Source organism: Myxococcus sp. AM011, from assembly GCF_013372595.1.
In the GTDB taxonomy this organism is placed as follows: Bacteria; Myxococcota; Myxococcia; order Myxococcales; family Myxococcaceae; genus Myxococcus; species Myxococcus eversor.
This window is the reverse complement of record NZ_JABXEM010000047.1, coordinates 1-26,832: the sequence shown is the minus strand read 5'-3', so window position 1 is coordinate 26,832 and position 26,832 is coordinate 1. Positions and strand designations below refer to the sequence as shown.

At 69.8% G+C, this 26,832-nt stretch carries 20 protein-coding genes and 1 pseudogene; 10 read left to right on the top strand and 11 right to left on the bottom strand.

Going from position 1 to position 26,832, the window contains the following annotated elements:
• The first annotated feature begins 28 nt into the window (after nt 1–28).
• Nucleotides 29–580 (top strand): glutathione peroxidase, encoded by a 552-nt coding sequence (locus tag HUW62_RS12660; RefSeq protein ID WP_163867170.1) that lies wholly within the window; start codon nt 29–31, stop codon nt 578–580.
• 61 nt (nt 581–641) lie between these two features.
• On the opposite strand, the gene HUW62_RS12655 is transcribed toward HUW62_RS12660, so the two are convergent.
• The 4 genes from HUW62_RS12655 to HUW62_RS12640 all read right to left on the bottom strand — a co-directional run bounded on the left by HUW62_RS12655 (nt 642) and on the right by HUW62_RS12640 (nt 7,107).
• Entirely contained in the window at nt 642–1,100 is a 459-nt protein-coding gene (locus HUW62_RS12655) for a DUF2267 domain-containing protein (protein ID WP_163867169.1), read from the bottom strand.
• Nucleotides 1,101–1,298: 198 nt separating this feature from the next.
• Nucleotides 1,299–4,433: an efflux RND transporter permease subunit gene (locus HUW62_RS12650; RefSeq protein WP_176434580.1), complete on the bottom strand. Its 3,135-nt coding sequence runs from the start codon at nt 4,431–4,433 to the stop codon at nt 1,299–1,301.
• Nucleotides 4,430–5,644, bottom strand: a complete 1,215-nt coding sequence (locus HUW62_RS12645) for an efflux RND transporter periplasmic adaptor subunit (protein WP_163867167.1) — start codon at nt 5,642–5,644, stop codon at nt 4,430–4,432. The genes HUW62_RS12650 and HUW62_RS12645 overlap by 4 nt, the downstream gene beginning before the upstream one ends.
• Before the next feature lie 5 nt (nt 5,645–5,649).
• Nucleotides 5,650–7,107: a TolC family protein gene (locus HUW62_RS12640; protein WP_176434579.1), complete on the bottom strand. Its 1,458-nt coding sequence runs from the start codon at nt 7,105–7,107 to the stop codon at nt 5,650–5,652.
• Between the two features lie 202 nt (nt 7,108–7,309).
• Here HUW62_RS12640 and HUW62_RS12635 point away from each other — a divergent pair, with 202 nt between their 5' ends.
• From HUW62_RS12635 to HUW62_RS12610, 6 genes are read left to right on the top strand one after another with little or no spacing between them, the layout of a single operon-like run.
• A complete protein-coding gene (locus HUW62_RS12635; RefSeq protein WP_176434578.1) occupies nt 7,310–9,271 on the top strand; it encodes a putative metal-binding motif-containing protein in 1,962 nt (653 codons plus the stop codon).
• Nucleotides 9,272–9,290: 19 nt separating this feature from the next.
• Entirely contained in the window at nt 9,291–9,989 is a 699-nt protein-coding gene (locus HUW62_RS12630) for an ABC transporter ATP-binding protein (protein WP_176434577.1), read from the top strand.
• Entirely contained in the window at nt 9,986–10,792 is an 807-nt protein-coding gene (locus HUW62_RS12625; RefSeq protein ID WP_240356531.1) for an ABC transporter permease, read from the top strand. The genes HUW62_RS12630 and HUW62_RS12625 overlap by 4 nt, the downstream gene beginning before the upstream one ends.
• Complete coding sequence (locus tag HUW62_RS12620; RefSeq protein ID WP_163867163.1) at nt 10,789–11,535, top strand: ABC transporter permease; 747 nt, start codon at nt 10,789–10,791, stop codon at nt 11,533–11,535. Before HUW62_RS12625 ends, HUW62_RS12620 begins: the two co-directional genes overlap by 4 nt.
• The gene (locus HUW62_RS12615) at nt 11,532–12,290 is read left to right on the top strand and encodes an ATP-binding cassette domain-containing protein (RefSeq protein WP_368670396.1); all 759 of its coding nucleotides are present in this window, start codon (nt 11,532–11,534) and stop codon (nt 12,288–12,290) included. Before HUW62_RS12620 ends, HUW62_RS12615 begins: the two co-directional genes overlap by 4 nt.
• The gene (locus HUW62_RS12610; RefSeq protein WP_163867161.1) at nt 12,283–13,293 is read left to right on the top strand and encodes an MlaD family protein; all 1,011 of its coding nucleotides are present in this window, start codon (nt 12,283–12,285) and stop codon (nt 13,291–13,293) included. Before HUW62_RS12615 ends, HUW62_RS12610 begins: the two co-directional genes overlap by 8 nt.
• Here the strand turns inward: HUW62_RS12610 and HUW62_RS12605 are convergent.
• From HUW62_RS12605 to HUW62_RS12580, 6 genes are all read right to left on the bottom strand, one after another.
• Entirely contained in the window at nt 13,290–16,319 is a 3,030-nt protein-coding gene (locus HUW62_RS12605) for an efflux RND transporter permease subunit (protein WP_176434576.1), read from the bottom strand. The two genes, HUW62_RS12610 and HUW62_RS12605, sit on opposite strands and share 4 nt — an antisense overlap.
• Nucleotides 16,316–17,389, bottom strand: coding sequence for an efflux RND transporter periplasmic adaptor subunit (locus tag HUW62_RS12600; protein WP_163867159.1), 1,074 nt, complete (start codon nt 17,387–17,389; stop codon nt 16,316–16,318). The genes HUW62_RS12605 and HUW62_RS12600 overlap by 4 nt, the downstream gene beginning before the upstream one ends.
• Entirely contained in the window at nt 17,379–18,575 is a 1,197-nt protein-coding gene (locus HUW62_RS12595; protein WP_176434575.1) for a TolC family protein, read from the bottom strand. The genes HUW62_RS12600 and HUW62_RS12595 overlap by 11 nt, the downstream gene beginning before the upstream one ends.
• Before the next feature lie 237 nt (nt 18,576–18,812).
• Nucleotides 18,813–19,565, bottom strand: coding sequence for a PHB depolymerase family esterase (locus HUW62_RS12590; protein WP_163867157.1), 753 nt, complete (start codon nt 19,563–19,565; stop codon nt 18,813–18,815).
• 128 nt (nt 19,566–19,693) lie between these two features.
• Nucleotides 19,694–20,203: a hypothetical protein gene (locus HUW62_RS49650; RefSeq protein WP_303626836.1), complete on the bottom strand. Its 510-nt coding sequence runs from the start codon at nt 20,201–20,203 to the stop codon at nt 19,694–19,696.
• 139 nt (nt 20,204–20,342) lie between these two features.
• The gene (locus HUW62_RS12580) at nt 20,343–20,843 is read right to left on the bottom strand and encodes a hypothetical protein (RefSeq protein ID WP_176434574.1); all 501 of its coding nucleotides are present in this window, start codon (nt 20,841–20,843) and stop codon (nt 20,343–20,345) included.
• A gap of 405 nt (nt 20,844–21,248) precedes the next feature.
• Between HUW62_RS12580 and HUW62_RS12575 the strand changes: the two genes are divergently transcribed.
• A complete protein-coding gene (locus HUW62_RS12575) occupies nt 21,249–24,005 on the top strand; it encodes a phospholipase D-like domain-containing protein (protein ID WP_176434573.1) in 2,757 nt (918 codons plus the stop codon).
• Between the two features lie 15 nt (nt 24,006–24,020).
• Here the strand turns inward: HUW62_RS12575 and HUW62_RS12570 are convergent, their stop codons facing one another.
• Complete coding sequence (locus HUW62_RS12570; RefSeq protein WP_163867154.1) at nt 24,021–25,481, bottom strand: hypothetical protein; 1,461 nt, start codon at nt 25,479–25,481, stop codon at nt 24,021–24,023.
• A gap of 192 nt (nt 25,482–25,673) precedes the next feature.
• Between HUW62_RS12570 and HUW62_RS12565 the strand changes: the two genes are divergently transcribed.
• Both HUW62_RS12565 and HUW62_RS48075 read left to right on the top strand, forming a co-directional pair.
• Nucleotides 25,674–26,522, top strand: a complete 849-nt coding sequence (locus HUW62_RS12565; RefSeq protein ID WP_163867153.1) for a metallophosphoesterase — start codon at nt 25,674–25,676, stop codon at nt 26,520–26,522.
• Between the two features lie 128 nt (nt 26,523–26,650).
• Nucleotides 26,651–26,832: pseudogene (locus HUW62_RS48075) on the top strand (ATP-dependent helicase); the annotation flags it as partial.

Here is a 26,832-nt window from a genome sequence, read left to right as displayed (position 1 = left end):
GGGCCAAAGTACGAGGCTCCGCGCCCATATGAGCCAGAACCTCTACGACATCCCCCTGAAGTCCATCGACGGCGCGGCACTGACGCTGGGGCAGTTCAAGGGCAAGGTGCTGCTGGTGGTGAACGTCGCCTCCAAGTGCGGCCTCACCCCGCAGTACGAGGGCCTGGAGAAGCTCTACGAGAGCAAGAACGCCCAGGGGCTGGAGGTGCTCGGCTTTCCCGCGAACAACTTCATGGGCCAGGAGCCGGGCACCGAGGCGGAGATCAAGGACTTCTGCGACCTGACGTACGCGGTGAAGTTCCCGCTGTTCTCGAAGATCTCCGTCGTGGGCGAGAACAAGCACCCGCTCTACAGCGAGCTGACGAGCGCCTTCCCCGACGCCACCGGCGAAGGGCCGATGCGCCAGAAGCTCAAGGGCTACGGCATCGAGGCGAATCCGATTCCTGAAGTGCAGTGGAACTTCGAGAAGTTCCTCATCGGCCGCGATGGCCGCGTCGCCGCCCGCTTCGCCCCGGACGTGACGGCGGAGGACCCGCGTCTGGTCCAGGCCATTGACGCCGCGCTGGCCAAGTCCGCCTGAGTGTCGTGAGCCGCTCCGGGCTTCCCGTGAATGGAAGCCCGGTGTCGGCACACCGCCTTCGCTACACCGGCCGGCGGAAGCTGTCCGCGAGGTCCGGCGGGAGCTGAGAGGCCACCGCGGACACCTCGTCCTCGGGGATGCGGTCCCTCACCGCGGTGAACACCACCTTCATCACCCGGTCCGCCTGGTCCACCGGAATCTTCAGGTGGTCCGCGATGTCGGAGATGAACTCCTCGCGGTGCATGCGCCGGGCATGGGACGGGCCTCGGAGGATGGTGCACTCTCCGACGATATCGCCGATGTCGCTGCCCAGGGCGTTCATCAGCTTCACGTCCTCACCATCGGACAGCCGCCGCGCCAGCGTGCACAACACCGCGTGCGCCGCGTCCCGCGCCTCCACCTTGTTGACGCTGACCTCGCGGCTGTTGCCGATTTCGTCGAGGAACGCCTGGAGGTCCAGCGACTCGTCGCGCTCCTTCACCGGGGTGATGGAGGGAGGAAGCTCGGTCTCTTGCGCCATGGGGTCATCTCCTTGCTCGCCGTGGACTCACCTGCCCGACCACGGACGTGCCTGTGACAGTGACCACGACGCGCACCCGCTTCAGCGGGAAGCCGCGCGGAGGGAAGGTCGCCAGCCCCCGCGCTTTCCCGGAAACGAACCTCCCCGAGCCCGACAAGGCCCACGGCGGGCATGCATCCCGCCGGGGCCCTCTCCTGCTCAGCCGTGCGCCGCCGGGCGAGGCTCCTCGCCACCGGGGTGCCCATGCGCCGCGGGGCCACCGGCTTCGTCATCCGGGCGCTTGCCCCTCCAGTTGGCCAGCCTCGTCTTCATGCGGTCGGCGACCACGTAGAAGGCCGGCACCACGAGGAGGCTGAGCACCGTGGAGACGGACAGGCCGCCCAGCACGGCGATGGACATGGGCGCGCGCGTCTCGCTGCCCGCGCCCAACGCCAGGGCCGCCGGCACCGCCGCCATCATCGTCGCCGTGGACGTCATCAGAATCGGCCGCAGGCGCACCGGGCCGGCGCGCTGCATCGACTCCACCGCGTCCAACCCGAGCTCCCGCTGCTGGAGCGCGTAGTCCACCAGGATGATGGAGTTCTTCTTCACGATGCCCATCAGCAGCAGCAGGCCAATCATGCTGAAGATGTTCAGCGTGCTGCCCGTGCCCAGGAGCGCGAAGGACGCGCCCGCCACCGACAGCGGCAGAATCGTGAGCACCGTGACGGGGTGCAGGAACGAGTTGAACTGCGCCCCCAGCACCATGTACGCGACGCCAATCCCCAGGAAGAGCGCGAAGAACAGGCTGCTCATCGAGTCGCGGAACGCCACGCTCGCGCCACCCGGCACCACGCGCACGCCACCGGGCAGGTCCTTCGCCAGTTGCTCCACCGTGGCCAGCGCCTCTTCCTGATTCGAGCCCGGCGCCACGTTGGCGAAGATGCTGATGGCGCGCTCGCGGTCCCTGCGAGTAATCGCCTGGAGCGCCGGCCGCTCTTCCTGCGTCACCAGCGACGACAGGGGCACCAGCGCGCCGCTCGCCGTGCGGACCTTGAGCATCGCCAGGTCCTCCGGGCGCGAGCGCTGGCCCGCGAGCAGGCGCATGCGCACGTCGATGCGCCGGCCTCCGGTGCTGTACTTGCCCACGCGCACGCCACCGACGAGCGCGTTGATGGTCGTCGCCACCGCCTGGATGGGCACCCCCAGGTCCGCCGCGCGCGCCCGGTCCGGGGTGATGCGCAGCTCCGGCATGCCGAGCTGGTAGTCGGTGTCCACGTCCACCACCTTGCCGCTCGCCTGGACCTTGTCGCGCATCTCCTGGCTCGCTTTCACGAGCTGGTCCCAGTCCGAGCCGCGCACGCTGAACTCCACCGGGAACCCGCGCTGCGCCGTGAAGCCCGCCTGCGACAGGTCCTGCACCACCGCGCGCAGGCCCGGGTAGCTGTTGAGCTCCTTGCGGAGGATCTGCTGGAACTCCGCCTGGGGCATGCGCTCGTCGGGTGGCTTCAGCGTGAGCATCAACATGCCCGCATTCACGCTGGAGTTGCCGCCGCCTCCGCCCACCACCGCGAAGACACCCAACACCTCCGGCCGGGACGCCGCGAATGCCTCCGCCCGCTGGAAGATCTTGTTCGTCTCCTCCAGGCTGCTGCCCACCGCCGTCTGGAGGCGGACCATCAACCGGCTCTGGTCCTGCGAGGGCACGAACTCGCCCGGCAGCGCGCGGAACGCGAACACGCTGGCGGCGAGAATCAACACCGCCACGCCCAGCACTCGCCAGGGCCGCTTCAGCCCCCAGCCCAGCACCCTGCCGTACGCGTGCTCCAGCTTGGAGAAGCCCTTGTCCACCCACACGCCCATCTTGCTGCGGCCCTCGCGGGACGTCTTCAAGAGCTGCGCGCACCGCGCCGGCGCCAGGGTGATGGCCTCCACGTACGACAGCAGCACCGCCACGCAGAGCGTGACGCCGAACTGGAGGAAGAACTTGCCGATGATGCCCTTCATGAACACGACGGGCAGGAAGATGGCGATGACCGCCATCGTCGCCGCCAGCGCGGCGAAGGTGATTTCCGCGGTGCCCTCGCGCGCGGCGCGCACCCGGTCCTTCCCCTCCTCCGCGTGCCGGAAGATGTTCTCCAGCACCATGATGGCGTCGTCCACCACGATGCCCACCGCCAGTGCCAGGCCCAGCAGCGTGAAGGTGTTGAGCGTGAAGCCCAGGAAGTAGATGACGGCCACCGTCCCCAACAGCGACATGGGGATGGCCAGCACCACGTTCATCGTGCTCGACAGCGAGCCCAGGAACACCCAGCACACGAACGCGGTGAGGATGCAGGCCAGGAGCAGCTCGAACTCGATTTCATGGACGCTCTCCTCGATGAACTGCGTCGAGTCGAAGCGCACCGCCACGTCCATGCCCTCCGGAGCCTCCTTCTGGATGCGCACCAGCGCCGCGCGCACGCCCTGCGCCACGGACACCGCGTTGGCGCCGCGCTGCTTCTTGATGCCCAGGCCCTGTGCGGGCGTGCCGTTCACCCGCGCCATGCGGCGGATGTCCTCGAAGCCGTCCTCCACCAGCGCCACATCGTGCAGGTACACCGGCTGGCCGCCCTGCTCCCGGATGATGATGTTGCGCAGCGTCTCCAAATCCAACGCCTCGCCCAGCACGCGCACGTTGACTTCCCGGCCCGCTGTCTCGATGCGCCCCGCTGGCAGCTCCACGTGCTCGCGCTGGAGCGCGGCGGAGATGTCCATCACGGTGAGGCCCAGCGAGTCCAGCTTGCTGGAGTCCACCCAGATGCGGACGTTGCGCTCCAGCGAGCCGCCAATCTGGACCTCGCCCACGCCCGGCACCGTCTGGAGCTTCTCCTTCACGCGGTAGCGCGCGAAGTCACTCACCACCTGCTGCGAGAAGGGCCCGGACACACCCACCTGGATGATGGGCTGGTCCTCCGGGTTCGTCTTGGTGACGATGGGCGGGTCGATGTCCTCGGGGAGCTGGCGCTGCGCCTGGCTCACCTTGGTCTGCACGTCGGCGAGCGCCGTGTCGACGTTGCGCGACAGGTCCAGCTCCACCGTGATGTTGGCGCCGCCCTGCCGGGCGTTCGAGGTGATGCTGGTGACGCCTTCCACCTGCGTCACCGCCTCTTCAATCGGCTCGATGACGTCGCTTTCAACTGCTTCCGGGTTGGCGCCCTCCCACGTCACGCTGATGTTGATGGTGGGGAAGTCGACGTCCGGGAACTGGCTGATGCCAATGCGCTGCGACGCCACGATGCCGAAGACGATGGTCGCCGCCATGATCATCCAGGCGAGGACCGGCTTCTTGATGCAGGCTTCCGTCAGGCTCATCGACCCGCTCCCTCACCGCCACCGCCGTCTTCGACGCGGGGCTCGGCCGTCAGCGCGGGCTTCTTCTCCTGGGCCACGCGCACCGCAACGCCCTCGCGAAGGGCCTCGCCGCCACGCACCACCAGGATCTCCCCCGCCTTGAGTCCCTCACGGACCTCCACCCGTCCATCCGCCGTGCGCATGCCCAATTCCAGGATGCGCTCGCGCGCCTTGTCACCCTCCACCACGAACGCCATGAAGCCGCGCTCGCTGGCGCGCACCGCCGTCTGCGGCACCACCGGGCTGCCACCGCGCGTCTCCACCGGCACCGCCACGGAGGCGAACACGCCCGGCCGCAGCCGGTGCGCGTCCTCACCGGAGACCTCGGCCGTCACCGGCACCATGCGGCTGGCATCGTCGGCGGCCTCCGCCACGTGGGTGATCTTCGCCGTGTACGTGCCGCTCTCGGAGCGCACCGAGAACCGCGCGGACAGGCCCGGCTTCAGCCGCCCCACGTCCGCCTCCGGTACCGTGAAGCGCAGGAGCAGCGGGTCCTTGCGCAGGAGCGTCGCCATGACGATGCCGGGCTGCACGTACTGCCCCGTCTGCACCGTGCGCGTCTGGAGCACGCCGTCCATGGGCGCGCGCACGTACGCGTCGCGCTGGTTGAGCTGGGCCTGATCCAACGCCGCGCGCGCGGAGGCGACATCCGCCTCGGCCGTGCGCGCTCGCGCCTGGAAGGTGTCGAGCTGCTCGGCGGGCAACAGGCCGGGGCTCGCCTGGTTGACGGCGGTGCGACGGTCGGCGCCGGACTGGGCCTCCGTCAGCGACGCCTTCGCCTTGGCGAACGAGGCCTCGGCCGCGCGCACGGCGATGGCGTAGCGCGCGGGCTCGATCTCCGCGAGCACGTCGCCCTTCTTCACCGTCTGCCCCTCCATGAAGAGCACGCGCTCCACGGCGCCCGGCACCCGGGCGGTGATCTGCACCCGCTCGAAGGCCTCCACGGAGCCCACCGCGTTCACGACGTACTCGACGTCGCGTGCCTCGACGGGAGCGACCTCGACGGGGAACTGGATGGGGCCTCGGCCCCCCGCGCCACCGCCGCCGCCGGGACGACCGCCCGCCTTGCCGGTCGCCGGAGCGTCCCCGCCCTTCGCCGCCTCCCCGTCCTTCTTGCATGCCCCCATGGCCAGCATGGCCACGGCCAGCGTCAGCGTTCCTGCGCGTCGCATCGCCTTCACGGTTCCTTCCCCAGGGGATCGAGTCCGACTGCCGCCCTCAGGCCCAGAAGGGCCACGCCCAGCGCATACCGGCTGCGCGCCAGGGCCACCTCCGCCTCGAACAACCGGAGGGAGGCATCCGCCAATGTCAGCGCCGTGGACAATCCCTGGCGGTAGAGAATGCCCTGCTCCTCCGCGTTCTGCCTTGCCGCGCGGGTCGCCAGCTCGCTCTGGGTGAGCGCCGCCTGCGCGTTCTCCAGGGCCACCCGGGCCCGCTGGATGTCCACGTCCACGCGCCGCGTGCCCGCCTCCTGCTCCAGTTGCGCCGCGCGCGCCAGGGCGACGCGCTCGTGGCGCTCCGCATAGCGCTCGCCGCCATCGAACAGGTTCCAGGTGAGGTCGGCGGACAGGAAGCCATCTCCCGTGCGGCCCGCAAGGCCCGCCTCGTTCGTGAGCCGGTACGTCGCGCCCACATTGAGCGCGGGCAACGTGCGCGCCAGGGGCTCCAGCGCGCTGGCCTCCAGCGACTCCACCCGCAGCCGCGACGCGAGGATGTCCGGGCGTCGCTCCACCGCGCCGGGGATGATGCCGTCGTGCGTTTGCAGCGGCCGGGCCGCGTCGTCGAGCAGCGTCCGCGGCATGACGAGCGCCCCGTCCACCGGCTCCACCAGCAGATAGCCGAGCTCCAGGCGGCTCGTCTGGGCGGCGTTGCGAGCGCTGATCAGATCCACCTCAGCGGTGGCCACCTCCACCTCCGCGCGCGTCACGTCGTTGGTGCTCGCGAGGCCCGCCTTGGCCCGCGCTGAAGCATCCGCGTGCGACTGCTTCGCGAAGGCGATGCGCTGCTCGGCGGCCTGGAAGACCTGCTGCTCCTGGAGCGTGATGAGGAAGGCGTTGGCGGCCTCGAAAGAAATCTGCCGCCGGGCCTCCACGGCCTCCAGGCCCGCAGCCTCGCCATCCAGGCGCGCCGCGCGGTAGAGGGGGAAGCCGCGCGCGTCGAAGAGCGTGACGCGAGCGACGATGTTGGCGCCGAAGGCGTTGTAGCGCTGGAGCACCACCTGCTGTCCGCCCACCTCGCGCGTCGACTGGTTGGAGCGGCGCGTATACGTGCCCGTCGCCGTCAGCTCCGGGAAGAAGAACGCGCGGGCGCGAGACACCCGAGCGTCAGCGGCCTTGGCGCGCTGCTGGGCCGCGAGCGCGGACTCGTTGCGCTCGGCCGCCATGGACACGGCGCGCTCCAACGTCAGCGGCGCGGTGTCACCGGGTGGACTCGATGCGGTGGCCTCGGTCGGCGGAGGGGGTGCGGAATCCGCAGCGGGCCGTGCGGAATCAGCAGCCCCGGGTGCGGAATCCGCAGCGCTGCGCGAGGGGGTGGGAGCCACGGGTGCGTCGCTCTGGGCCGCCCGGGACTCGGACGGGGACAAGACCATCCAGGCACACAGGGGCGCGACGAGGGCGGTTCGAACAAGGGACATGAGCGAGGAGGCGGGACTCGGGCCAGGGGAGACGAGGTGGTGCGCGCGCTGGGGCCCGACGAGCGAAAGGATGCACCCGGTGACGGGGGCTTCTGGACGATGGCCAGCGCGGCGGTCTATGGGGGAGTTCCAGAGGTCCTTGAGTTTTAAGGCGTTACGTCACGACAGCGCGCGCCTCGGCGCGCCGAGGAATGCACGGGCGATGCGTTTATTCCAGGTGGGTGTGCTGCTGCTGACACTTCCGCTCTTCGGTTGCAAGACGGAGACCCCCGTCACCGAAGGCGCGCTCCGGGTCTTCATCACGTATGCGACCTTCCGGCCAAAGTGCCTGACGCTCACGGTGGTCGACGTGCACGACGCGTCGCACACCGTGTCGGGCGAGGTGAAGGTGGAGGCGGGGCGCCTGAGCGACACGCGCACCGGCGTCATCCTGGAGCAGGCGGGTTGGAGCCGGGACTTGCGGGTGACCGCCGAGGCGCACGAGGGCTCGTGTGCCGGTCCCATCATCGCGCGCCAGTCCGCGGAGGCCCGGTTCCCCACGGAGAACGTCACCGACCTCGGGTTGGATCTGCGCGCCGAGGACCTGGATGACGACGGCTACTTCGCCGCGAAGCAGCCCTACCCCGGCACGGACTGCGACGACGACAACGCGGCCATCCACCCCGGCGCCACGGAGCTGTGCGATGGCATCGACAACAACTGCGCCGCGGGCGAGACCGATGCCCCGGGCGAGACACCGTTCTGGGTGGATGCGGACGGAGACGGCCACGGCGCCGTGGGCGGACTCCAGGCCTTCGGCTGTGTCGCTCCCGCGGGCTATGCGCCGAGCGATGACGACTGCGACGATACGGACAACGACGTGCATCCCGGTCAGGCGGAGTTCCGCTGCGACGGACGGGACGACAATTGCGACGGCGTGACGGACAACGACCCGTTCCTCGTGGGCACGGCGTGCACGGCGCCGCTGGGTTGCGCGGGAGTGCTCACGTGTCAGAGCGCGTCCGCCTCCACCTGCATCAGCAGTGAGCAGCCCGTGGAGCACTTCGTCGACGACGACGGAGATGGCCAGGCCGGGTACTCCGTGGGGCTCGGCTGTACGCCGCCCGAGGCGGGCGCGACACGGATGAACACCGACTGTGACGAGGGCTCGCTGGTTGTGCGCCAGGGGCGCACCGAGGCATGTGACCGTCTGGACAACGACTGCAACGGCCAGACGGACGACGGGGTGGCGGGCTGTGCCGCGACGTCGTGGAACGAGCAGACGGAACTGGGGGATGTGGATGCGCGGTTCGACGCGGTGGCGGTGTACTCGCGGGGCCATGGATGGCTCGCTGGCGCGGCCAGTCAGGTGCTCCACGTGGTGGATGGCAACGTCACCTCCGTGACGGGCTGCCCGGGCGAATGGAAGTCGGCCTGGGCCGCGAACAACGGCCGCGTGTTCCTGGGCTCCGGCGCGGGGCGGTTCGGGACGGTGAGGCCCGATGAGCTGCCCGCCCCCTGCGAGGATTTCGGCAGTGGCCATGCCGGAGCCATCAACGGCATGGTCGGCTTCGAGAACGAGGAGGACAACGTCGTCACCCTGTACGCCGTCACCAGCCAGGGCCGCATCCTGCGCTGGAGCTATGACGACGGCGGCTCGACGCAGCAGCAGCCCACGGTCCTCGCCCAGGTGCCCGCCAACCTGAGGGCCATCCATGGCCTGGACGTGACGACACTGCTCGCGGTGGGCTCGGAGACGGTGAGCGGAGTGCCGCGCCCCGTGGTGTATCGCGCGTCGGCGAATGGGACGACGTGGACAAAGGAGGACCTGGGGGTCTCGAACGCCTCGGGCTTCCTCAACGGCGTCCAGGTCCTCACGCCTCGGCTGGCCTATGTGGCGGGTGACGGCGCGCTGTTGTTGGAGCACTCGCGGGACGCATGGACTCGCCTGCCGGCGCCGACGGTGGCGGGCGGGGCCACTCCCAACCTCCGAGCGCTCCGGGCCTTTGGTCGCACCGCGCTCTACGCGGTGTCGTCCGAGGTGAACGACGTGCACTTCTTCAACGGGACGACGTGGAGCACCGTCACGCCGTCTCCGGCGACGCTGAATGCGCTGGGAGGCTCGGGGCCCGGAGATGTCTGGGCCACGGGGCACCACGGCACCCTGCTTCGCTGGACGCCGTGAGACAGAGGACCCACGGCCCATGGACCTGCGCGCGGAAGCCCTGACGGTGAAGCACGGCGCGCGCACGGTCCTCGCGGACGTGCGCTGTGCGCTGCCACCGGGGACCCAGGCGCTGCTGCTGGGGCGCTCGGGCTCGGGGAAGACGACGCTGCTGAAATCCCTGGCGGGCCTCGTCGCTCCGTTTGGCGGACAGGTGCTGTGGGATGGCCAGGACGTGGCGCGCCTGTCTCCCTCGGCGCGACGTGAGCGGCAGTCCTCGTTCGGAATGGTGTTCCAGACGGATGCGCTGTTCGACTCGATGACGGTGCGGCAGAACGTGCTCCTGCCGCTCGTCCGACGACGGGTGCCACAGGCGGAGGCCGAGGCGCGCGCGGACGAGGTGCTGCTCGCGGTGGGCCTGCGCGACGCCGCGGACACGATGCCGGAGCGACTGTCCGGGGGCATGAAGAAGCGTGCGGGCCTCGCGAGGGCGCTGGCGGCGCGGCCTTCGGTGCTGCTGGCGGATGACCCCTGCGCGGGGTTGGACCCGGGCACGGCCCGGCAGGTGGCTCGTGTGCTTCTGGAGGTCTCCCGGGGCAGTACGTTGATTGTCGCCGCGCCCGAGGCCCCGCTGGACGTTCCCCTGCCCCGCTGGCTCTATCTGCGCGGTGGGCGCTTGGTGTACGACGGGCCTCCCGCGCCGGAGTTGGAGCGCGAACAGGACGAGGTGCTCCCGTGAGCCCACCGCCGCGCGTCGCGAGCCTCGGGCTGAAGACGGTGCGCGGCGCGGGCAGCCTCGGACTGGAGGCGGTGCGAGGCACCGGGGCGCTCGCGCTGGTGGCGGCGCGCACGGTGCTCGGCCTCCCCCGACTGGAGCGGCGCGAGCTGGTGCGGGCGCTGGTGCAGTTCGGCTACGACTCGCTGCCCCTGGCCCTGGCCACGGCGGCGCTCGCGGGGGTCATCGTCGTGTTGCAGTCGGGGCTCTACATCCAGCGCTTCGGCGCGCGGGCGTTCCTCGGCTGGGCCGCGGGCTACGGGGTGCTGTGGGAGTTCGGGCCGCTGCTGCTGGGCCTCATCATGTCCGCGCGGATTGGAGCGAGGAACGCGGCGGAGCTGGCCACCATGCAGGTGGGTGGACAGATAGAGGGCCTGCGGGGCATCGGCTTGGACCCGTTCGCCATCCTCGTGGCTCCGCGCGTGGTGGCGATGGAGCTGAGCATGCTCGCGATGAGCACCTTCACGTTCCTGGTCGCCATCCTCTTCGAGTCCGTGGCGGCCCTCTTCACGCTCGGCCTGCCGCTGCGAATCTTCTTCGGCACGTTCGCGCAGATGTTGAGCCCGCTCGACATCCTCGGAGGCGTGGTGAAGACGGGGGCCTTCGGCCTGGCCATCTCCCTGGTGTCCACGTCGGTGGGGCTGTCCGCGCGAGGTGGCGCCCAGGCGGTGGGGCGCGCCGCGGCGAGCGCGGTGGTGCAAGGGTGCGCCGCCATCTTCGTCATCGACTTCCTGCTCACGCTCGCGCTGGCGGGGTGGATGGCATGAACCGGGTGCTGTCGTTCTTCGGAGCCCCGGTGGTGCTCTTCGCGCGCACGGTGCGCGCCGGGGCTCGCGAGGGCGTGTCCTGGCGCGAGTGCGCGGTGCAGCTCCACGAGCTGGGTGGGCGCAGCGTGTGGCTGGTGGTGTCGGGCATGGCCTTCTTCGGCGCGGTGCTGGTCACCATCGCCAACAGTCAGGCGCGGCGATTCGTCGGCAACGTGGCGGTGCTCGGGCCCGCGTACTTCGAGCTGCTGATTCGCGAGCTGGGGCCCGTGGTCTCCGCGCTGCTGACAGCCTCGCGCGCGGGAGCGGGCCACGCGGCGGAGCTGTCCACCATGAGCGTCAACGAGCAGGTGGAGGCGCTGGAGATGTCCGCTGGAGATCCATACGCGGACCTGGTGGCACCGCGCATGGTGGCGGGGCTCCTGGGCGTGCCGCTGTTGAGCACGCTGGGGACGGTGGCCGCGACGCTGTCGGCGGCGCTGGTGGCAAGCCTGGTGTTCGGCGTGGACGGCCGGGCCTTCATGGACCCCCGATATGTGGATGGCTGGGATTTGCTGGCGGCGGGGATGAAGGCGGTGGCGTGCGGGCTGTACATTCCCCTGGCGGCGGCGGTGGCGGGCCTGAGGGCGCGGGGTGGCGCGGAGGCCGTGGGCCAGGCCACCACCGAGGGCGTCGTGGCCGCGAGCCTGGGGTGTCTGTTGATTGACTTTGGCGTCTCCCTCGCATTCCAACTGCTGCGCCTGTGAGCACGACCGACTCCCCCACGAGCCCCGAGGACACGCTCCGCTTCACGGACGTGCGGGTCGCGTTCGAGGGCGGACGGAGCGTGCTGGACGGGGTGACGGCGGAGGTGTCGACTCGCGAGCTGACGTTCATCGCGGGGGCGAGCGGCTCGGGCAAGAGCGTGTTGTGCCGAATGGCGGTGGGCCTGCTGAAGCCAGACGCGGGCCGCGTGGAGTTGTGGGGCGAGCGGGTGGACACGCAGCCGGAGCGCGAGCTGGTCCGCCTGCGCCGTCGCGCGCCCTATCTGGTGCAGGGCCCTGCCCTGCTCGACTGGCGGACGCTGCGGGAGAACGTGCGACTGGCGGACCCGAAGGCGCCGGAGGACGCGGTGGACTCGGCGCTGGCGCAGGTGGGGCTGTTGGAGTGGGCGGACCGGCTGCCACCGGAGCTGGGGCCTGGGGCGAAGAAGCGGGCCGCGATTGCCCGGGCGCTGGTATTGAAGCCGCGATATCTGCTGCTGGACGAGCCGACCACGGGGTTGGACCGGCGGGCGGCGACGCAGGTGGAAGAGGTCATCGCGTCGCTACGGACGCGGGGACTGGGAGGGCTGGTGGTGACGCATGACTATCGACAGCTCAAGGGGTTGGCGGACCGGGTGTTGGTGGTGGCGCGAGGCCGGTGTGCGTACCTGGGGCCTCCGGCGGGTTTCCTGGAGTCCTCCGCGCCAGAGCTGCGGGTGTTGACGGCGCCGTTCATGGAGGGTGCGACGGATGGATGAGCGACGGCTGGAATTGAAGGTGGGCGCCCTGGTGCTGGCGGCGGTGGTGGGCGTGCTGGTGTTGCTGTGGTTGATGGGCGAGCTGTCATTGGGCTCGTCCACGGTGCTGCCGGTGGACTTCGGGCACACGGGCAACGTGGTGGAGGGCGCGCCGGTGAAGCTGGGCGGCGTCCAGGTGGGACGGGTTCAGGCGATTCGACTGCAGCCGGAGCGCAGGGATGCCCGTGGACAGCCCTTGCCCGTGCGCATGGAGCTGGCGGTGACGCCGGAGTCGCTGGCGGCGCTGCGCTCGGATGCTCGGGTGACGGTGGCCTCGGTGGGCCTGTTGGGCGAGCCCTATCTGGAATTGAATCCCGGGGTTCAGCCGGGGCCCTGGCCCGCGGGAGAGGCCTTGCGGGGAACGGATGCTCCGCGTCTGGATTTGCTGGCGGAGCACCTGTCCAAGTTCGTGGAGACGATGTCTGGGATGTTGGAGAAGGACCCGGAGGCGGTGACGGGGCTGGTGACGAATATCTCCCGGCTGTCCAGGACGCTGGATGAGCTGCTCACGGAGAACAAGGGCGACGTGAAGGTGCTCATGTCGGAGCTGGCCGCGGCGTCGAAGGACATGCGGCAGCTTGCGCAGCTCGCGAGGGAGTCACTCCAGCCGGGAGGCAAGGCGGCGCGGTTGTTGGACGACGCGGCTGCCTCGGCGGCGGTGCTGCGCAGCGAATTGCCCGGGCTGACGAAGTCGGCGGGGACGACGCTGGATGGACTCGCGGCCGTCACGGGCGAGCTGGGCCCGGAGGATGGGAAGCGCGTGAAGCTGGCCCTGGAGAGGCTCACGACCGCCGTGGGGCAACTCGACAGCATCGCGGCCCGAGCGGACCGCGTGCTGGCGAAGATTGAGGCTGGCGAGGGCACCGTGGGCGCGGTGCTCAAGGACCCGACCCTCTACAACGAGCTGCGCACCCTGGTGACGGACCTGCGCAAGCATCCGTGGAAGATGCTGTGGAAGGACTAACGTGGCGCAGGGGGAGTCGCGGGCCGGCGCACCAGCACATACGCGGCCGGGAGCCCCACCAGGACCATCAACGTGGAGAGGGACAACCCTCCCAGCACGGTGATGGCCAGCGGGCGTTGCAACTCCCCGCCCTCTCCCAGGCCTAGCGCGAGCGGACCGAGCCCCAGCAACGTCGCGAGTGTCGTCATCAGGATGGGGCGCAGGCGAACCGCGGCGGCGCGCGCGATGGCCTCGGCGGGGGCCAGCCCCTCGGCACGGCCCACTTCCGCGCGGTCCAGCAGGAGGATGCCGTTCTTCACCACGAGCCCCACCAGCAGGATGCAGCCCATCAGGGACGAGACATTGAGTGGCGTGCCGGTGAGTCGCAGGCTCGCGACCCCCGCGGCGAGGGACACGGGGACCGCTCCCAGGATGAGCAGCGGCAACACGACGCCATGAAAGTGGAAGGTCAGCACCAGGAAGACCCCCAACGTGGCCAGCACCAACACGAGCACCAGGGCCTGGAAGGACTGACGCTGGCTCTCGCGCTGTCCTCCCAACCGCACCTCCACCCCCGCGGGCGGGCTCAGCGTGGCGAGCTTTGCCTGGACATCCGCCGTCACGCTGCCCAGGTCCCTCGCCTCCAACCGTCCCGTCACCGCCACGAGCGGACGCAGGTCGTCGGACACCAGCTCCGCCGGCTGGCACTCCTGGCGCAGGCGCACCACCTGCATCAGTGGCACTACCTGCCCCGAGGCGGTCCGCAAGCGCAGGTGCTGGAGGACCTGGGAGTCCAGGCGGTCGGCATCGCGAAACCGCACGCGGACGTCCATCTGTCGCCCCGCGCGAGGAATGGCGCCGACGACCTCCCCCAGCAGGGCCGTCCGGACCTGCGTCGCCACGTCGCGTGGCGTGAAGCCCAAACGTCCCGCGCGCACCAGGTCCACGTCCAGGTGGGCTTCCGGTGTGCATCCCGCGACGCCGTCGAACAGGTCCACGAGGCCTGGGATGTCTTGAAGCCGCTCGGCCACCCGTGGCGCGAAGTCGCGCAGCACCTGGACATCCTGCCCCAGGAGTTTGACCTCGACGGGGTCCGGAGAGCCTTCGAGGTCTGAGAGCACGTCCTGGAGCAGCTCGATGAACTCCAGTCGCACGCCCGGAAGCGCGGACTCGGCCCGCACCCGCGTCTCCTCGATGATGACATCACCGTGACGCTTTCGCAGCGGCGACAGCGACACGGTGATGTCGCCGCGCGAGGACTCCGTGGCCGCCGGGGGCCCCAGCTCCGCGCCCAGACGCCGGCTGGTGCCGACCACCTCGGGGACCTCCGCGAGCAATGACTCCAGCGACCTGCCCAGGCGGTCCGCCTCGCTGACGGAGGTGCCCGTCGGCGTGAAGTAGTCCACGACGAAGGCGCCTTCATCCAACTCGGGCAGGAACCCCGTGGCGACGCCGCGCCCCAGCAGCGCCAGCACCACGGTGACCAGCGCCACGCCCGCGACGAGCACACCGGGCCTCCGATGCCACAGCGTCCACAAGCGCCGTGGAACGCGCGGCTCTGGCGCATGATGGGCACCGCGCGCGACGAGCAGCCACCCACACAAGAGGGGCGTCAACGTGACGGCCAGCAGCAGGGAGAACAACACGGCGGAGCACAGCGTGAAGGCGAGCGCGGAGAAGAACTGGCCGGACACTCCTGGCAGCAACGACAGTGGCGCGAAGACGACCACCGTGGTCAGCGTGGAGTTCGTCACGGGCCAGGCAACCTCCCCGAGGGCCTCCGCGGTCGCCTGCCACCGTTCCACTCCCGCCGCGACCCTGCGGTACACCGCCTCCACCACGACCACGGCGTCATCCACCACCAACCCGATGGCGACCGCCATCCCGCCCAGCGACATGAGGTTGAGCGTTCCCCCTGTGAGCCAGAGCGCGCCGAAGGTCATCGCCAGCGCGGCGGGGAGCACCAGGGCGGCGGCGACCATGGCCCGCCAGGAGCGCAGGAAGAGGCCCACCACCACGAGCGTGAGCAGGCCGCCCAGGACGACCTCGTCGCGCACATGCGCCACGGACCGGGCGATGAGTCCCGCCTGGTCATACGACAGCTCGACGTCGATGCCCGGCGGCGCACCGGCACGGACCTGGTCCAATGCAACTTGGATGTCCCGGGCCAGCGTGACGGCATCCGCCTGCGGTCTGCGGCCGATGTTGACGAGCACCGCGGGCCGGCCATTCGCGTACGTCAGCGACAGCCGGTCCGCATGGCCCTCCTCGATTTTCGCGACGTCGCCCAGGCGCACGGGAGCATCGGGCGTCCCGCCCACCACGAGCGCGGCCAGTTGGTCCGGGGAATCCACCGGCCCCTGCACCACCACCAGCTCCTGCTGGTAATGAATGTCCACCCTGCCCGAGGGCTCGAGCACGAGCGCGCTGCCCACCGCGGTGGCGAGCGCGGACAGGTCCAGCTTCGCCTGCTCCAGTCGCCGTGCGTCGACGGTGATGGTCAGCTCACGCACGTCCCCGCCCACCACATCCACCCGTCCCACGCCCGCCTGGCTCGCGAGCGCTGGACGAAGCGTCGACAGGGCGAAGTCGCGCAGCCGCGTTGGCTCCACCGTCCCGGTGACGGCGAGTGTCTGGATGGGAAAGGACGACGGAGTCAGCCGCTCCGCGGTGAGCACCACGTCCGGTGGCAGCGCGGCGCGCACTTCGCCGAGCCGGGAATTCACCAGCCCCAGGGCCCGCTCCATGTCCGTGCGCGAGTCGAACCAGAGCGAGATTTCGCACGCCGCGCGGATGGTGCGGGAGCGCACCTGTCGCACGCCGATGACGGTGGAGAGGCCTTCCTCCACCGGGCGCGTCACGGACAACTGCATCGTCTGCGCGCTGGCGCCATTCAGCGTCGCGGCGACGACGATGCGCGGAAACGTCACCTCCGGATAGAGCCCGCCAGGGAGCTTCGTCGCCCCGTAGACTCCCGCCAGTGACAGGGCCAACAGGAGCACCACCACTCCGGGCGCGTTGCGCCGCAGCAGTGCGAGCCACGTCACTTCAGGACCTCCACCCCGGCGTCGTCAGGCAGCGAGTAGCCACCCTCCACGACGACGGACTCCCCCACCGCGAGCGGGCCCTGGATGACCGCGCGGCCCTGGTCCTCGGACGCGACGTGGACGGGCACGGTGTGGACGCGGCCCTCCACGACCCGCGCGACGGCCACACCCCCATCTTCCAGTGGCAGGAGCGCGGAGGAAGGCACGGCCAATGCGGGGCCCAGGTCCTCCAGGACGACGTGGGCTCGCGCGGCCGCCCCCAGTCGCAGCTCTCCCTTCGGGTTGGCGAAGCGCAGGCGGACCGACACGTTTCCGTTCTGCGAGTCGACGGAGGGGGCCACCGCGACGACCTCGCCGTCACGCGTTCCCTCCAGGCCGTCGACCGTGAGGCTCGCGCGCTGGCCCGCGTGGAGCGACGCGGCTTCTTCCTGGGTGACGAACGCGCGCAGCTCCAGCGGGTCCGTCGCCGAGACCTGGACCACGCCCGGCGCGGTCCCATCCACCATCTCCCCCTGTCTCACCCACACCGTCGTCACGACGCCATCAAAGGGAGCCTGGAGCGACGTGCGCCCCACGCCACGCTGGGCCAGGTCCAGGGCACTCCTGGCCCGCGCCCGGGCCGCGCGCGCGGCTGCCTCCGCGCTGTGGTCCTGCTCCGACTCCTGGCGGGCCGCCACCCCGCGCTCGACGAGGAGGTCCGTGCGCTCCCGCTTCTCCCGCGCGGCCGCGAGCGCTGAAGTGGCCTCGCGAAGGGTGGCCTCCGCTTGTTGGAGTTCGGCGGTGGCGGGGCCCGTGTCCACCTGCGCGAGGACCTGTCCAGCACGCACCCGGTCGCCCTCCGAGACATTCAACAGCGACAGTCGACCGGGCGCCGGAGGCGCGAGCCTCACCTCTCTCCCAGGCAGAGCTGACAGCAGGCCCGTGACGCGCAGCCCGCGCACGGCCTGCCCTTGGGCCACGGGGGCCACCCGGACGCGTGGGAGTGGTGGCGCGCTGTTCTCGGGCGGCGTCCGCCAACATCCCGCGCCGATGGCCAGCAGACAGGAGAGCAGCGCGAGTCTAGGGCTCATCCAGCGGACCTCCCACGGCGAGTTCGAGGTCGGCGAAGGCGGACTGGGCGGCGAAGGTGGCCTCGATGGCCTGGGTGCGTGTATCGGCCGCCGCCTGGAGAGCGGCGGTGAGCGCGACCAGGGGACTGCGACCCGAGCGATAGGACTCCAGGGCCATGCGCTCCGTCCGCGCCACGTCGGGGAGGATCTGCTTCGAGTAGAGCGCGGCGCCCGCGAGCGCGGCGGCCAACCGGGCATGGGAGGAGACGACCTGTGTCTGTCGGGAGCGTCGGTCCTCGTTCTGGGCCGCGAGCGCGACCTCGCGCGCGGCCGAGGCACGCACCGTCTCACCGCGTCCCAGGCCTGGCAGGGACAGGTCCAGGTCGAGCGCACCGCGGAGAAACGCCGCGCGCCCACCCGGGCCATCCCCCTCCACGGAGACGCCCACCACGGGGACAGGCCAACGCTCACGCCGCGCGGCCCGCAGCGTCGCGTCGGCCGCCTCCACGTCCGCTGTGCGTGCCTGGGCGAGTGGCGAGTGCGCGCCGCGCGCCAGCACGTCGTCCAACGAGACCAGCGGAGGAGGAGGCTCGATGGCTGGCACCAGCAATGTGCCCGGCGCCCGCCCCAGCAACAAGGCGAGCGCCGCCGACTCCGTGGTCAGCTCCGCCTGGCGTGTCAGCAGTTGGACTTCCACGGTGCCGCGCGCGATGCGGGCCTGGAGGAGGTCCAGCTCTGGAGCCGCGCCGGTCTCGAAGAGCAAGGCGGCGGCCGCCTCGGATTCACGCGCGAGCAAGAGGGCCCGCTCGGAGACTTCCACGAGCTGCCGGGCTCGCATGAGGGAGAAGTAACCGCGTCGGGTATCCGCCCGAACCGTGGCCTCGCTCGCGCGCCGTTCATCCTCGGCGCTTCGTGTCGTCAGCTCGGCGGCGAGGACGCGTGCGGCGCGGGCCCCTGGAACCGGGAGTCTCTGCGTCAGTCCCACGGCCCAGCGAGGATCATTTCCGCCGCCGGCCACCGAAAAGGTCAATGGAGCGAAGGTCCGAGTGACCTCTTCTTCTCCTCGGGCCACCGCTTCCTGTGCGCGTGCCCGTGCGAGCGCCGGAGCCTGCGTCCGCGCCTCACCGAGCGCCGCGCGCAACGTGAGCGGCTCGCCCATGGGGGCGAGTCCACGAAGCACCAACAGGGTGACGACGATGGGCGACATTCTCCTCTCGTGCGCGGCAAAGGGCGGAGATTACGGCAACCGCCATCGCCCAATGCCTCTTCGCGCACGAGGCATCCAGAAGCATGCACGGCCTTGCCATGCAGTCGTGCGGGGTGTCGGCGCGCCATCACTTCCCCATGGCATTTCCGACACAAGGCGCGACTTCGCCCTGGCCCCCCCAACCACTTCAGGTCGAGAGCCAGGGCGTGGTCATCGATTGGAGCCATCAACGACTGCTCAGAGCGAGTGGCTCAACATCCATGTGTAGATGTCATGACCCGCGGAGCCGTTGTAGGTCCGGGACCAGGAGTCATGTCCCACGCCCGGGTACAGCGTGAGCTGCGCGGGCGGATTCGCCGCCGGATTGCAGACGTTGTTCAACTTGTTGACCGGCTCGATGGACCCATACTGGGACACCGTCGCATCCACCGTGCCGTGGAAGGCCCACACCGGGACGTTCCACATGTCGCAGATGGGAAGCCCGTTGCCGTTCCCCGCGATGGGAACAATGGCGGCGATCTTCTGCGGGAACGCCACGGTGTAGGACCAGATGACGATGGCTCCCGCGGAGAGCCCCGTCAGGTACACGCGGTTCGGGTCGACGCGATAGCGCGTCTTCGCGAACCCGATGATGCCGTCGATCTCGCTGTTGCCCCACCACGCATTGAAACGCTGGGGCGAGATGAGGATGAACGGGAAGTGCCGTCCGTTCCGGATGAGTCGGGGCGGCGCGGTGACCTCCATCAGCTTCTCCAGACCCGTCGCCGAAGCCGTTCCATCACCCTCCTGCCCCAGACCGCCCAGGAAGATGACCAGCGGATGGCTCGCCTGGGAATTGTCATCGTAGTCCTGCGGCAGGTACTCCCAATAGCCGTAGTTGATGCCTGGCACCGTCGTCCTGGGACGCGCGAGAATCTGCCCCTGCGCGGCCCACGCGCCCTGCGCGAAGAGCAGGACACAACCCAACAAGATGCGCTGCGATGCCGACATGGCAACTCCTCTTCAACTTGGGGGGAGCCGATACTTTAGCCACCGAGTTGCATCACATCCAGCGTCCTCATGATTTCCAGTCTAAGCAGATAAATCAAGATCGAGACGTCACGCCTCCGTGACACGCCTCACCCTGGCCTCCATGTGGGGAGACCAGGGCAAGCGCCGTGTCTCACTGCCTGCGCAGATCGACGCACTCCATGTGGATGAAGTTGGCGCCGTTCTGGGCCGGGGCCTGCGTGTGGAAGCCCAGCTCCAGCGTGCCTCCGGTGGTAGGCCCCGGACCGCGCTCCGTTGTACGTCTCGATGAAGGCCGCCCACTCCGTGCCATTGGGGGACCACGTGGACCAGCCCGTCATGCCCGACTCGAAGCTGGGGTTGGTGAGCGGAACGGTGGTCGGCGTAGAGCCCCCGCTGAGGATGGCCTCCGCCTGGGTGACCTGGAGCGCGACCAGGTGCTGGAAGGCCTGGTCCAGCTCGGCCTGCCTCGTCGCGTTGCCGGCGTGCTGCTTGCGCTGCTGGTAGAGGGTGTTGATGAGCTCCAGCTCGCGCTGCGAACAGGGCACGCCCAGCCGCTGCTGGAGCATGGTGAGGAAGCCGTAGCCGAAGGTGTGGAAGCCCGGGTAGGCCACGCCCATCGATTGGACTTCTTCTGGCGGTGTCCCTGTCCCTCAACACGACATACGTCGTCCAGGTCGCAACGCGGCAGGGGCAGAGTTCGGCAACCTCGGTCCCCTGTTCGGCACGCCTCCGGGGCAACTCCGTGATGCGGCCACGCTACTGGCAGATCACGATCAGGGATGTGATTGCCGTGCAGTATCGGGTCACGGAGAGGGGGCTCGGCTCAGAGGTGCCGGTCACCAGGCGGGTCGTGATGGGATGATTCACACCCATCCAGAGCAACGGCGGGGTCGCCATGCTCCTGAAGGAGACGCCCGAGCCCTGCGTAACGGAGTCCACGTCACAGGTGACGACATTTCCCGACACAGAACAATTTGGATCGGCGGAGGAGAGCACCCAACCCGCGGGGTAGATTGTCTCCACCTGCCCATGGAACTGCGTATCAGCCGGGAACCCCGCGTCATTCACGAACACCTCTGGCCCTACTTCGATGGCCACAATCCCCAACGCGGTAACCTCGAGCCTGACGGTCAAATCCACGACGCTCACATCAGGCACGGGGATTCGAATTCGGAGCTGAGCATGAGCCTGCGTGGACACGAGCCCCACACTCAACGCCGCCGCCAGGACAAGAACACGAACTCCAGTCGACGTCATACGATCTCCAATGCCCGCTCAGGCGAAATAAATCACAGAGAGCCGGGCAACTCCCTGGCTGAACCGTAGGAGCCTGCTCAAATCATCACAACTCAAGACTCAAGACCCCTCTGACGAGTCAACACACTCCTTGTCCCCAAGGACAATCACCCTCTCGTCCAATCCGGATGACAAGGCGATTCATGCCGACACTGAAACACCGTGCCCGCAAATCACAGACAAACCACATGCTCGATACTGATATCGGGTCCCCGCATGAGAGCACTCGCTGCGGGGCACGACGGGGACAGCCCCCATCAGGGACGCCACCCGGCCCCAACTCCGGCATGATGGTTCCCGGGTCGACCGATGGAGCCGTGAGTCGGTGAAGGCGGGCGACCGGATACTCCGGGAACCGCGCGCGCCATGTTCCGTCGTCTGATGATCGTCTTCGATGCCGGCTCGGAGTCCGAGGTGGTGCTTCACGCCGCGAGGCGGCTGAGCGCCGCGCCCGAGGCCGTCTACCTGTACGGCCTGGTCCCCGAGCGCAGCGAACTGGAAGCCCCTCCTCCCGCCAGCCTCACCGTGCTGGACCGCCTCCGGCACGCGCTCCGCGACTGGAGCCCCTCCATCGACGTTCGCGGCTCTCTCGAAACGCACCTCGACACCAGCGCCGTCGTCCAGGCCGCCACGCAGCACGGCGCCGACCTCGTTGTCCTCGGGCCCCACCTCGACACGTCCCCACGCGCCCGCGTCGGGGCCATGCTGATGCTCGCGCTGAGGGAGCACATCCCCGTGCTCTCCATCGGGCGGGTGCCCTCCGCTCCTCTGGCGACGCCGTCACGCATGGCCGTGGCCATCACCCCGGACGGGCGAGGCCTCGGCGCGATGGCCACCGTCCTCTCCCACTGCCCCCTCCCCTCCGAGCTCATCGCCCTCACCACGGGCTCGGCCCCGGAGCAGGCCTCACGCCTCCAGGCCCTCTCCCTCGCGCTGGGCATCTCCCAGACGCTTCACGTCGAAGCGCTCACCGAGAACCCCGCCGACAGCCGGGTCGAGGCCTTCGACGTCGCGGCCGTCCGCTCCGGCGCGGACCTGCTGGTCATCCCCGCCGACGCGCTCGCGGACATGGAGGCGCTGGTGCTCGGGATGCTCGGCGCCAAGGCGCTCCAGAACGCCCGCGTCCCGACGCTGCTGCTGCCCCGCACGCAGACCTCGTCCGTGTTGTTCGAGGACCACTACGCGGTCTCCGACTCCGTGGCCGTCCCTGGCCTCGCGCCCCGCTTCTCTGTCGAGCGCGTCGGCTTCATGTCGAACATCTCCGTCCCCGAGGCGGGCACGCTGTCCGTGTTCGAGGGCGGTGTCTCCCTGGGGACCACCCCACACGAAGGAGGCACCGCCGCGCTGAGCGAGTCCTGGCTCGAGCACGTGCGCGGACTCCATCCGCTCGCGTTCTCCTTCTCCGGCACCACCGCGCCCAGGGATTTGTCGCCGTGCTACGTGCTCGGGCCCGAGCAGCCGCTGCTCCTCGTGGACAGCCTGCTCGACGAGGACTCGCTCGCCGCGGCCCATGCCTTGGCGATGGACCGCTATCACCTGGTCTTCGTCCGGCTGCGCGACACGGACTCGCTCGACGCTCAGCGCGCCCACCTCCGCGAGCTGCTGCCCGAGACGCCCTGGCCCCTGCTGCTCGATGCCAGCGCATGGCTCGACGACGCTCGCGCCGATGACGTGCCCCAGCAGGTCGATGGACAGCGCCTCCTCCGAGTCGCCACGCGTCTTGCCACCGCGGGCATCGCCATCGCCGCCGTCGTGACTCGAGAGGAGCTCAAACCCGTTCACCCGCTCCTTCGCACGCTGAGTCCCCAGGAATGCCTGGCCCTGCCCAGAGCCACCCTCCTGGAGCCCCTCCCCATTCCGGATGCGCCGAACACCTGGGCTCGGGAGCTGACGCTCGCGGGATGCAGCCCTCGCCTGGAGGGGCACGACATCGACTTCGAACTCGACAACGGCCTGGCGCGCGAGTCCGTGCTCGCGGCCATCGACGCGGCGCGCACCTCAATCCATTGGCAGTGCTACATCGTCGAGGACGACAGCGTCACCGCCCGCATCACCGACGCGTTGAAGCGAGCCGCCGCGCGTGGTGTCCTGGTGCGCTTCCTCGCGGACGCGCTCTACAGCGGCCATGACTCCTTCGGCGCGCTCAACCCCGCCCTCGTGACGCTGTCCAAGACACCCAACGTCGAGGTGCGCGCCATCGCGCCCCTGGTCGGCGTGCCCAGCCTCTCCGAGCTCAAGCAGCGCAACCACCGCAAGCTGACCGTCATCGACTCCGCTCGCGCCTTTGTCTCGGGGAGAAATCTCGGCGCGCCCTACTACACGGGCTTCGACGAGGTGGGCCTGCGGCGGACCTCCCACTACCGCGACATCCCCTGGCTCGACTGTGGCGCGCGCCTGGAGGGACCGCTGGTCAGCGTCCTCGAGAGCGCGTTCCTGGCCGAGTGGACTCGCGCGGGCGGCGAGCCCTACGCCTTCCCGCCCACCGCCCCCGTGGGGACGATGGCGGCCCGCGTCGCCCTGCACGAAGGACTCAAGGACACGCACACGCTCGACACGCAGCTCGCGCTCATCCGCCATGCGCGCTCACGGCTCGTGCTGGTGAACACCTTCCCCCTGCTGCTGGAGCTTCAGAACGCGCTCATCGCCGCCGTGCGCCGAGGCGTCCGCGTGGAGGTGCTGTTCGGCAGCGTCCGGCCGCATTACGGCTCCGCGCGGACGTACTTCCCCGGTGGCGCGCTTCGGGAGGTCGCCGACCGCTACGTCCGCAGTCGGCTGGACGCCGTCATCGAGGCGGGCGGCATCGCCTACGAGTGGGCCCTGCCCGCCATGCCGGAGTGGGAGCCGGAGCTGGAGCAGCTCTTTCCCCACGTCCACGCGAAGCTGCTGGTCTGCGACACCACGGCCGTCGCCATTGGCAGCGCCAACCTGGACGTCACCGCCGCCTACTGGGAGAGCGAGGCGCTCCTCGTCGTGGAGGATGCGCCCTTCGCCGAGCGGCTGCTCACGGCCCTCGAAGGACTCTTCGCCACGTCGCGAAGAATCGACCGCGAGGACCGGAGCTGGCGCGACGAAGTCGAACAGCGCGCCTGGGTCGGCCGCAACTGGCCCTCGCTCGTCGGCTGAGCCTCGCCCGCTCGACTACCCCGTCCTCGAGATGCGGTCCGGCGCTTCCGGATGCCTCGGGGCGCGGTCCAGGTCCTTCTCCTTCACCTTCTCCTCGGGGCGGGTGTGCATGCTGTTGAGCCGGCTGAGGAACTCGTCCTTCGGCATGCGCTCGGTGCGGCCCCAGGGGTTGGTGTACTCGACGAACTCGGCTCCCGTCTCCGGGTCCACGCCCGTGCCCGTCACCACCACCTGGTGGCCTCCGGTGCTCCAGGTCATTCCCACCGCCACCGTCTCACCCGCGGCCGTGCGCTCCTGGATGAGGTCCCACGCTTCCGCCTCCTCCTCGGGCCCGCCAATGCCAGACACCGTGTCGACCTTCCGGTCGAACACCGCCTCCGCGAGCCTGTCGAACTCGACCGGGTACAGGCCGCTGTGCGTCTCCTTGCCGTCGATGTAGTGGGCGTCCGGCTTGTCCTGGTAGTCCAACTCGCCACCGTTCGCGACTTCCATGAACGCCGGCGCGATCAGCTCCTGGCTCTCCGAGCGGACGTCCTCGCCATCCTTGACCTCGGCGCCCAGTTCCTCGCGCTTCATCACCGTCTTGCCGTCCGCCAGCGTCACCTCGCCCGAGGCGCTCGCCAGCCCCGCGACGAGGCGCACGTACTCCGCCGGATTCTCCAGGATGAGCTGGATGGACGCCGCGGTGGCCGCGCACGTGCCCTTGTTGCGCTGGTTGACGGACTCGGGCGTCGCCAATTCCTGCACCACGTCCGACAGCAGCGCGCCCCGGTCAATCCCCTCGCCCAGCTCCTGCGTCTGCAGCGTGTGGAGCTGATCCAGCAGATTTCCCTCTCCGCCGATCGCCTCCGCCCCCGGCAGCTTGCCCTCCAGGAGCAGCTTCTGGAGCGCGAGCGCCGCCACCGGATCGCCCGCGGGCGCCACCGCCATCAACCCGTCGCGCACCGCCTGGTACTGCTGCTGCTCCTCGGGAGAGAGGTTCTGAAGCGCCTCCTGCTCCAGGGCCGTGTTGGCTTCGACTTCGGCCAGGGCCGCCTGGTGGCGCGCCGACGTCGGGTCCGTGTCCGCCGCGTCGTTCACGTCCTTGGCGTCACGGAGGATGGTGGCCCCCTGCGCGGTCTCCCGAAAGCGCAGGAAGTCCGCGCCACCCAGGAGGCGGTCCGCGTTGGCCAGCGCGTCCTCGCGCGTGCGGGGGGTGGTCTCGCCCTCGTGGAAGCTCTTGACGTTCGACTGCTGGCGGAGCTTCTGGACGTCGAGGTCGTTGTAGACATCCCGACGCGTGGGCCCTGGAACGAACTCATCCGGGTTGATGGCCACCGCGGCTCGCTCCAGGCCCTTCTGCGTCGGACGGGAGAAGCTGTCTTGAGACGCCACCACGGCGTTGCGAACCTCCGGCTTCGGCTGCGCCACGGGGACGGACGTCTCGCTGCGGGACGCACGGGGGGGCGTGCTGCCAGTGGAGGAAATGCGCGTCATGGGAGGAGCTCCGGAGGTCTGAATGGCGGCCGGGCGCCAGGGACACCTCGGCCGCGACTTCTCAAGGGGATTATCTCCGCACCCTCGGAGAAGTTGCGAAACCCGGACAACTCCCACTCCCGGTCAGCCGTCACCCCAGGGTCACGTCGCTGCGCCACTCGACGCCAGGACGCGTCATGCTGGGAGGCGACCATGGCCCTGGGCTCCGCTGGTTTCTATTTCGCCGCCGTGGGCGACGTGCACGGACGGATGAACCGGATGGTGTCCTTCCTCCAGGCCTGGACGAAGAACGCGAACCGCCCGCTGGCCTTCGTCCTCCAGGTCGGAGACTTCGAGCCGCACCGAGACGAGGCGGACCTGGAGACCATGGCCGCTCCCGCCCGCTACAAGCACCTGGGCGACTTCGCGGACTACCACCAGCACCGCCGCCGCTTCCCGTGGCCCGTCTACTTCATCGGCGGCAACCACGAGCCGCATGGCCACCTGGACACCACCCCCGAGGGCGCCCTGGTCGCCACCAACTGCCAATACCTGGGCCGCGTGGGCGTCATCGAGCCCAGGGGGCTGCGCGTCGTCGGCGTCTCCGGCATCCACGACGAGGCCGGCTTCCAGAAGCCGCATCCGCCCCTGTCCCTGCTGGGCACTGTCTCCTCCAAGGACTTCACCTGCTTCAACGAAGAGGACATCGACCGCGCGCTGTCCCTGGAGCGGGCGGATGTCCTCCTGGTGCATGACTGGCCCTCCGGCATCATCGCCACCGAGGACCGCGGGGACTTCGAGCAGCAGCGCCGCAGTCCCAACGCGGAGGCCGTGGGCAATGACTACGCGCGGCTGGTGGCCGAAGCGCTCGAACCCCGGCTCGTCCTCTGTGGACATCTGCACAAGCGCTACCGGGGCACGCTCACCCACGCCTCGGGTCGTGTCTCCCAGGTGTGTTGTCTCGCCAGCGTCGAGCAGGGCGCGGACGGCTTCGCCGTCTTCCACGCCACCCCGACGGGGCTCCACGAGGTCACCCGGCTCGGGGCTCCGGAGCAGGGTTGAGGCCCTCGCGGGAGGGGCTGCTCGCGGCCCCGCGCACCCACCAACGCCCACCAGGGCCGCGATAGATGTGGGACAGAACGGTGATTCTTAGATCCACGAGGGTGGACGCCGGTGGTACAAGCCCCGACGTGACTTCCGCACCGCCGTCTTCGCCCCCCGTCGCCTCCTTCGAATCCCTGGGCCTCAAGCCCCAGCTCGTGGAGGCGCTCAGTGCCCTCGGATACGAGGAGCCCACGCCCATTCAGCTGGCAGCCCTTCCCCCCTTGCTCGAAGGGAAGGACCTTCTCGGTATCGCCGCCACCGGCACCGG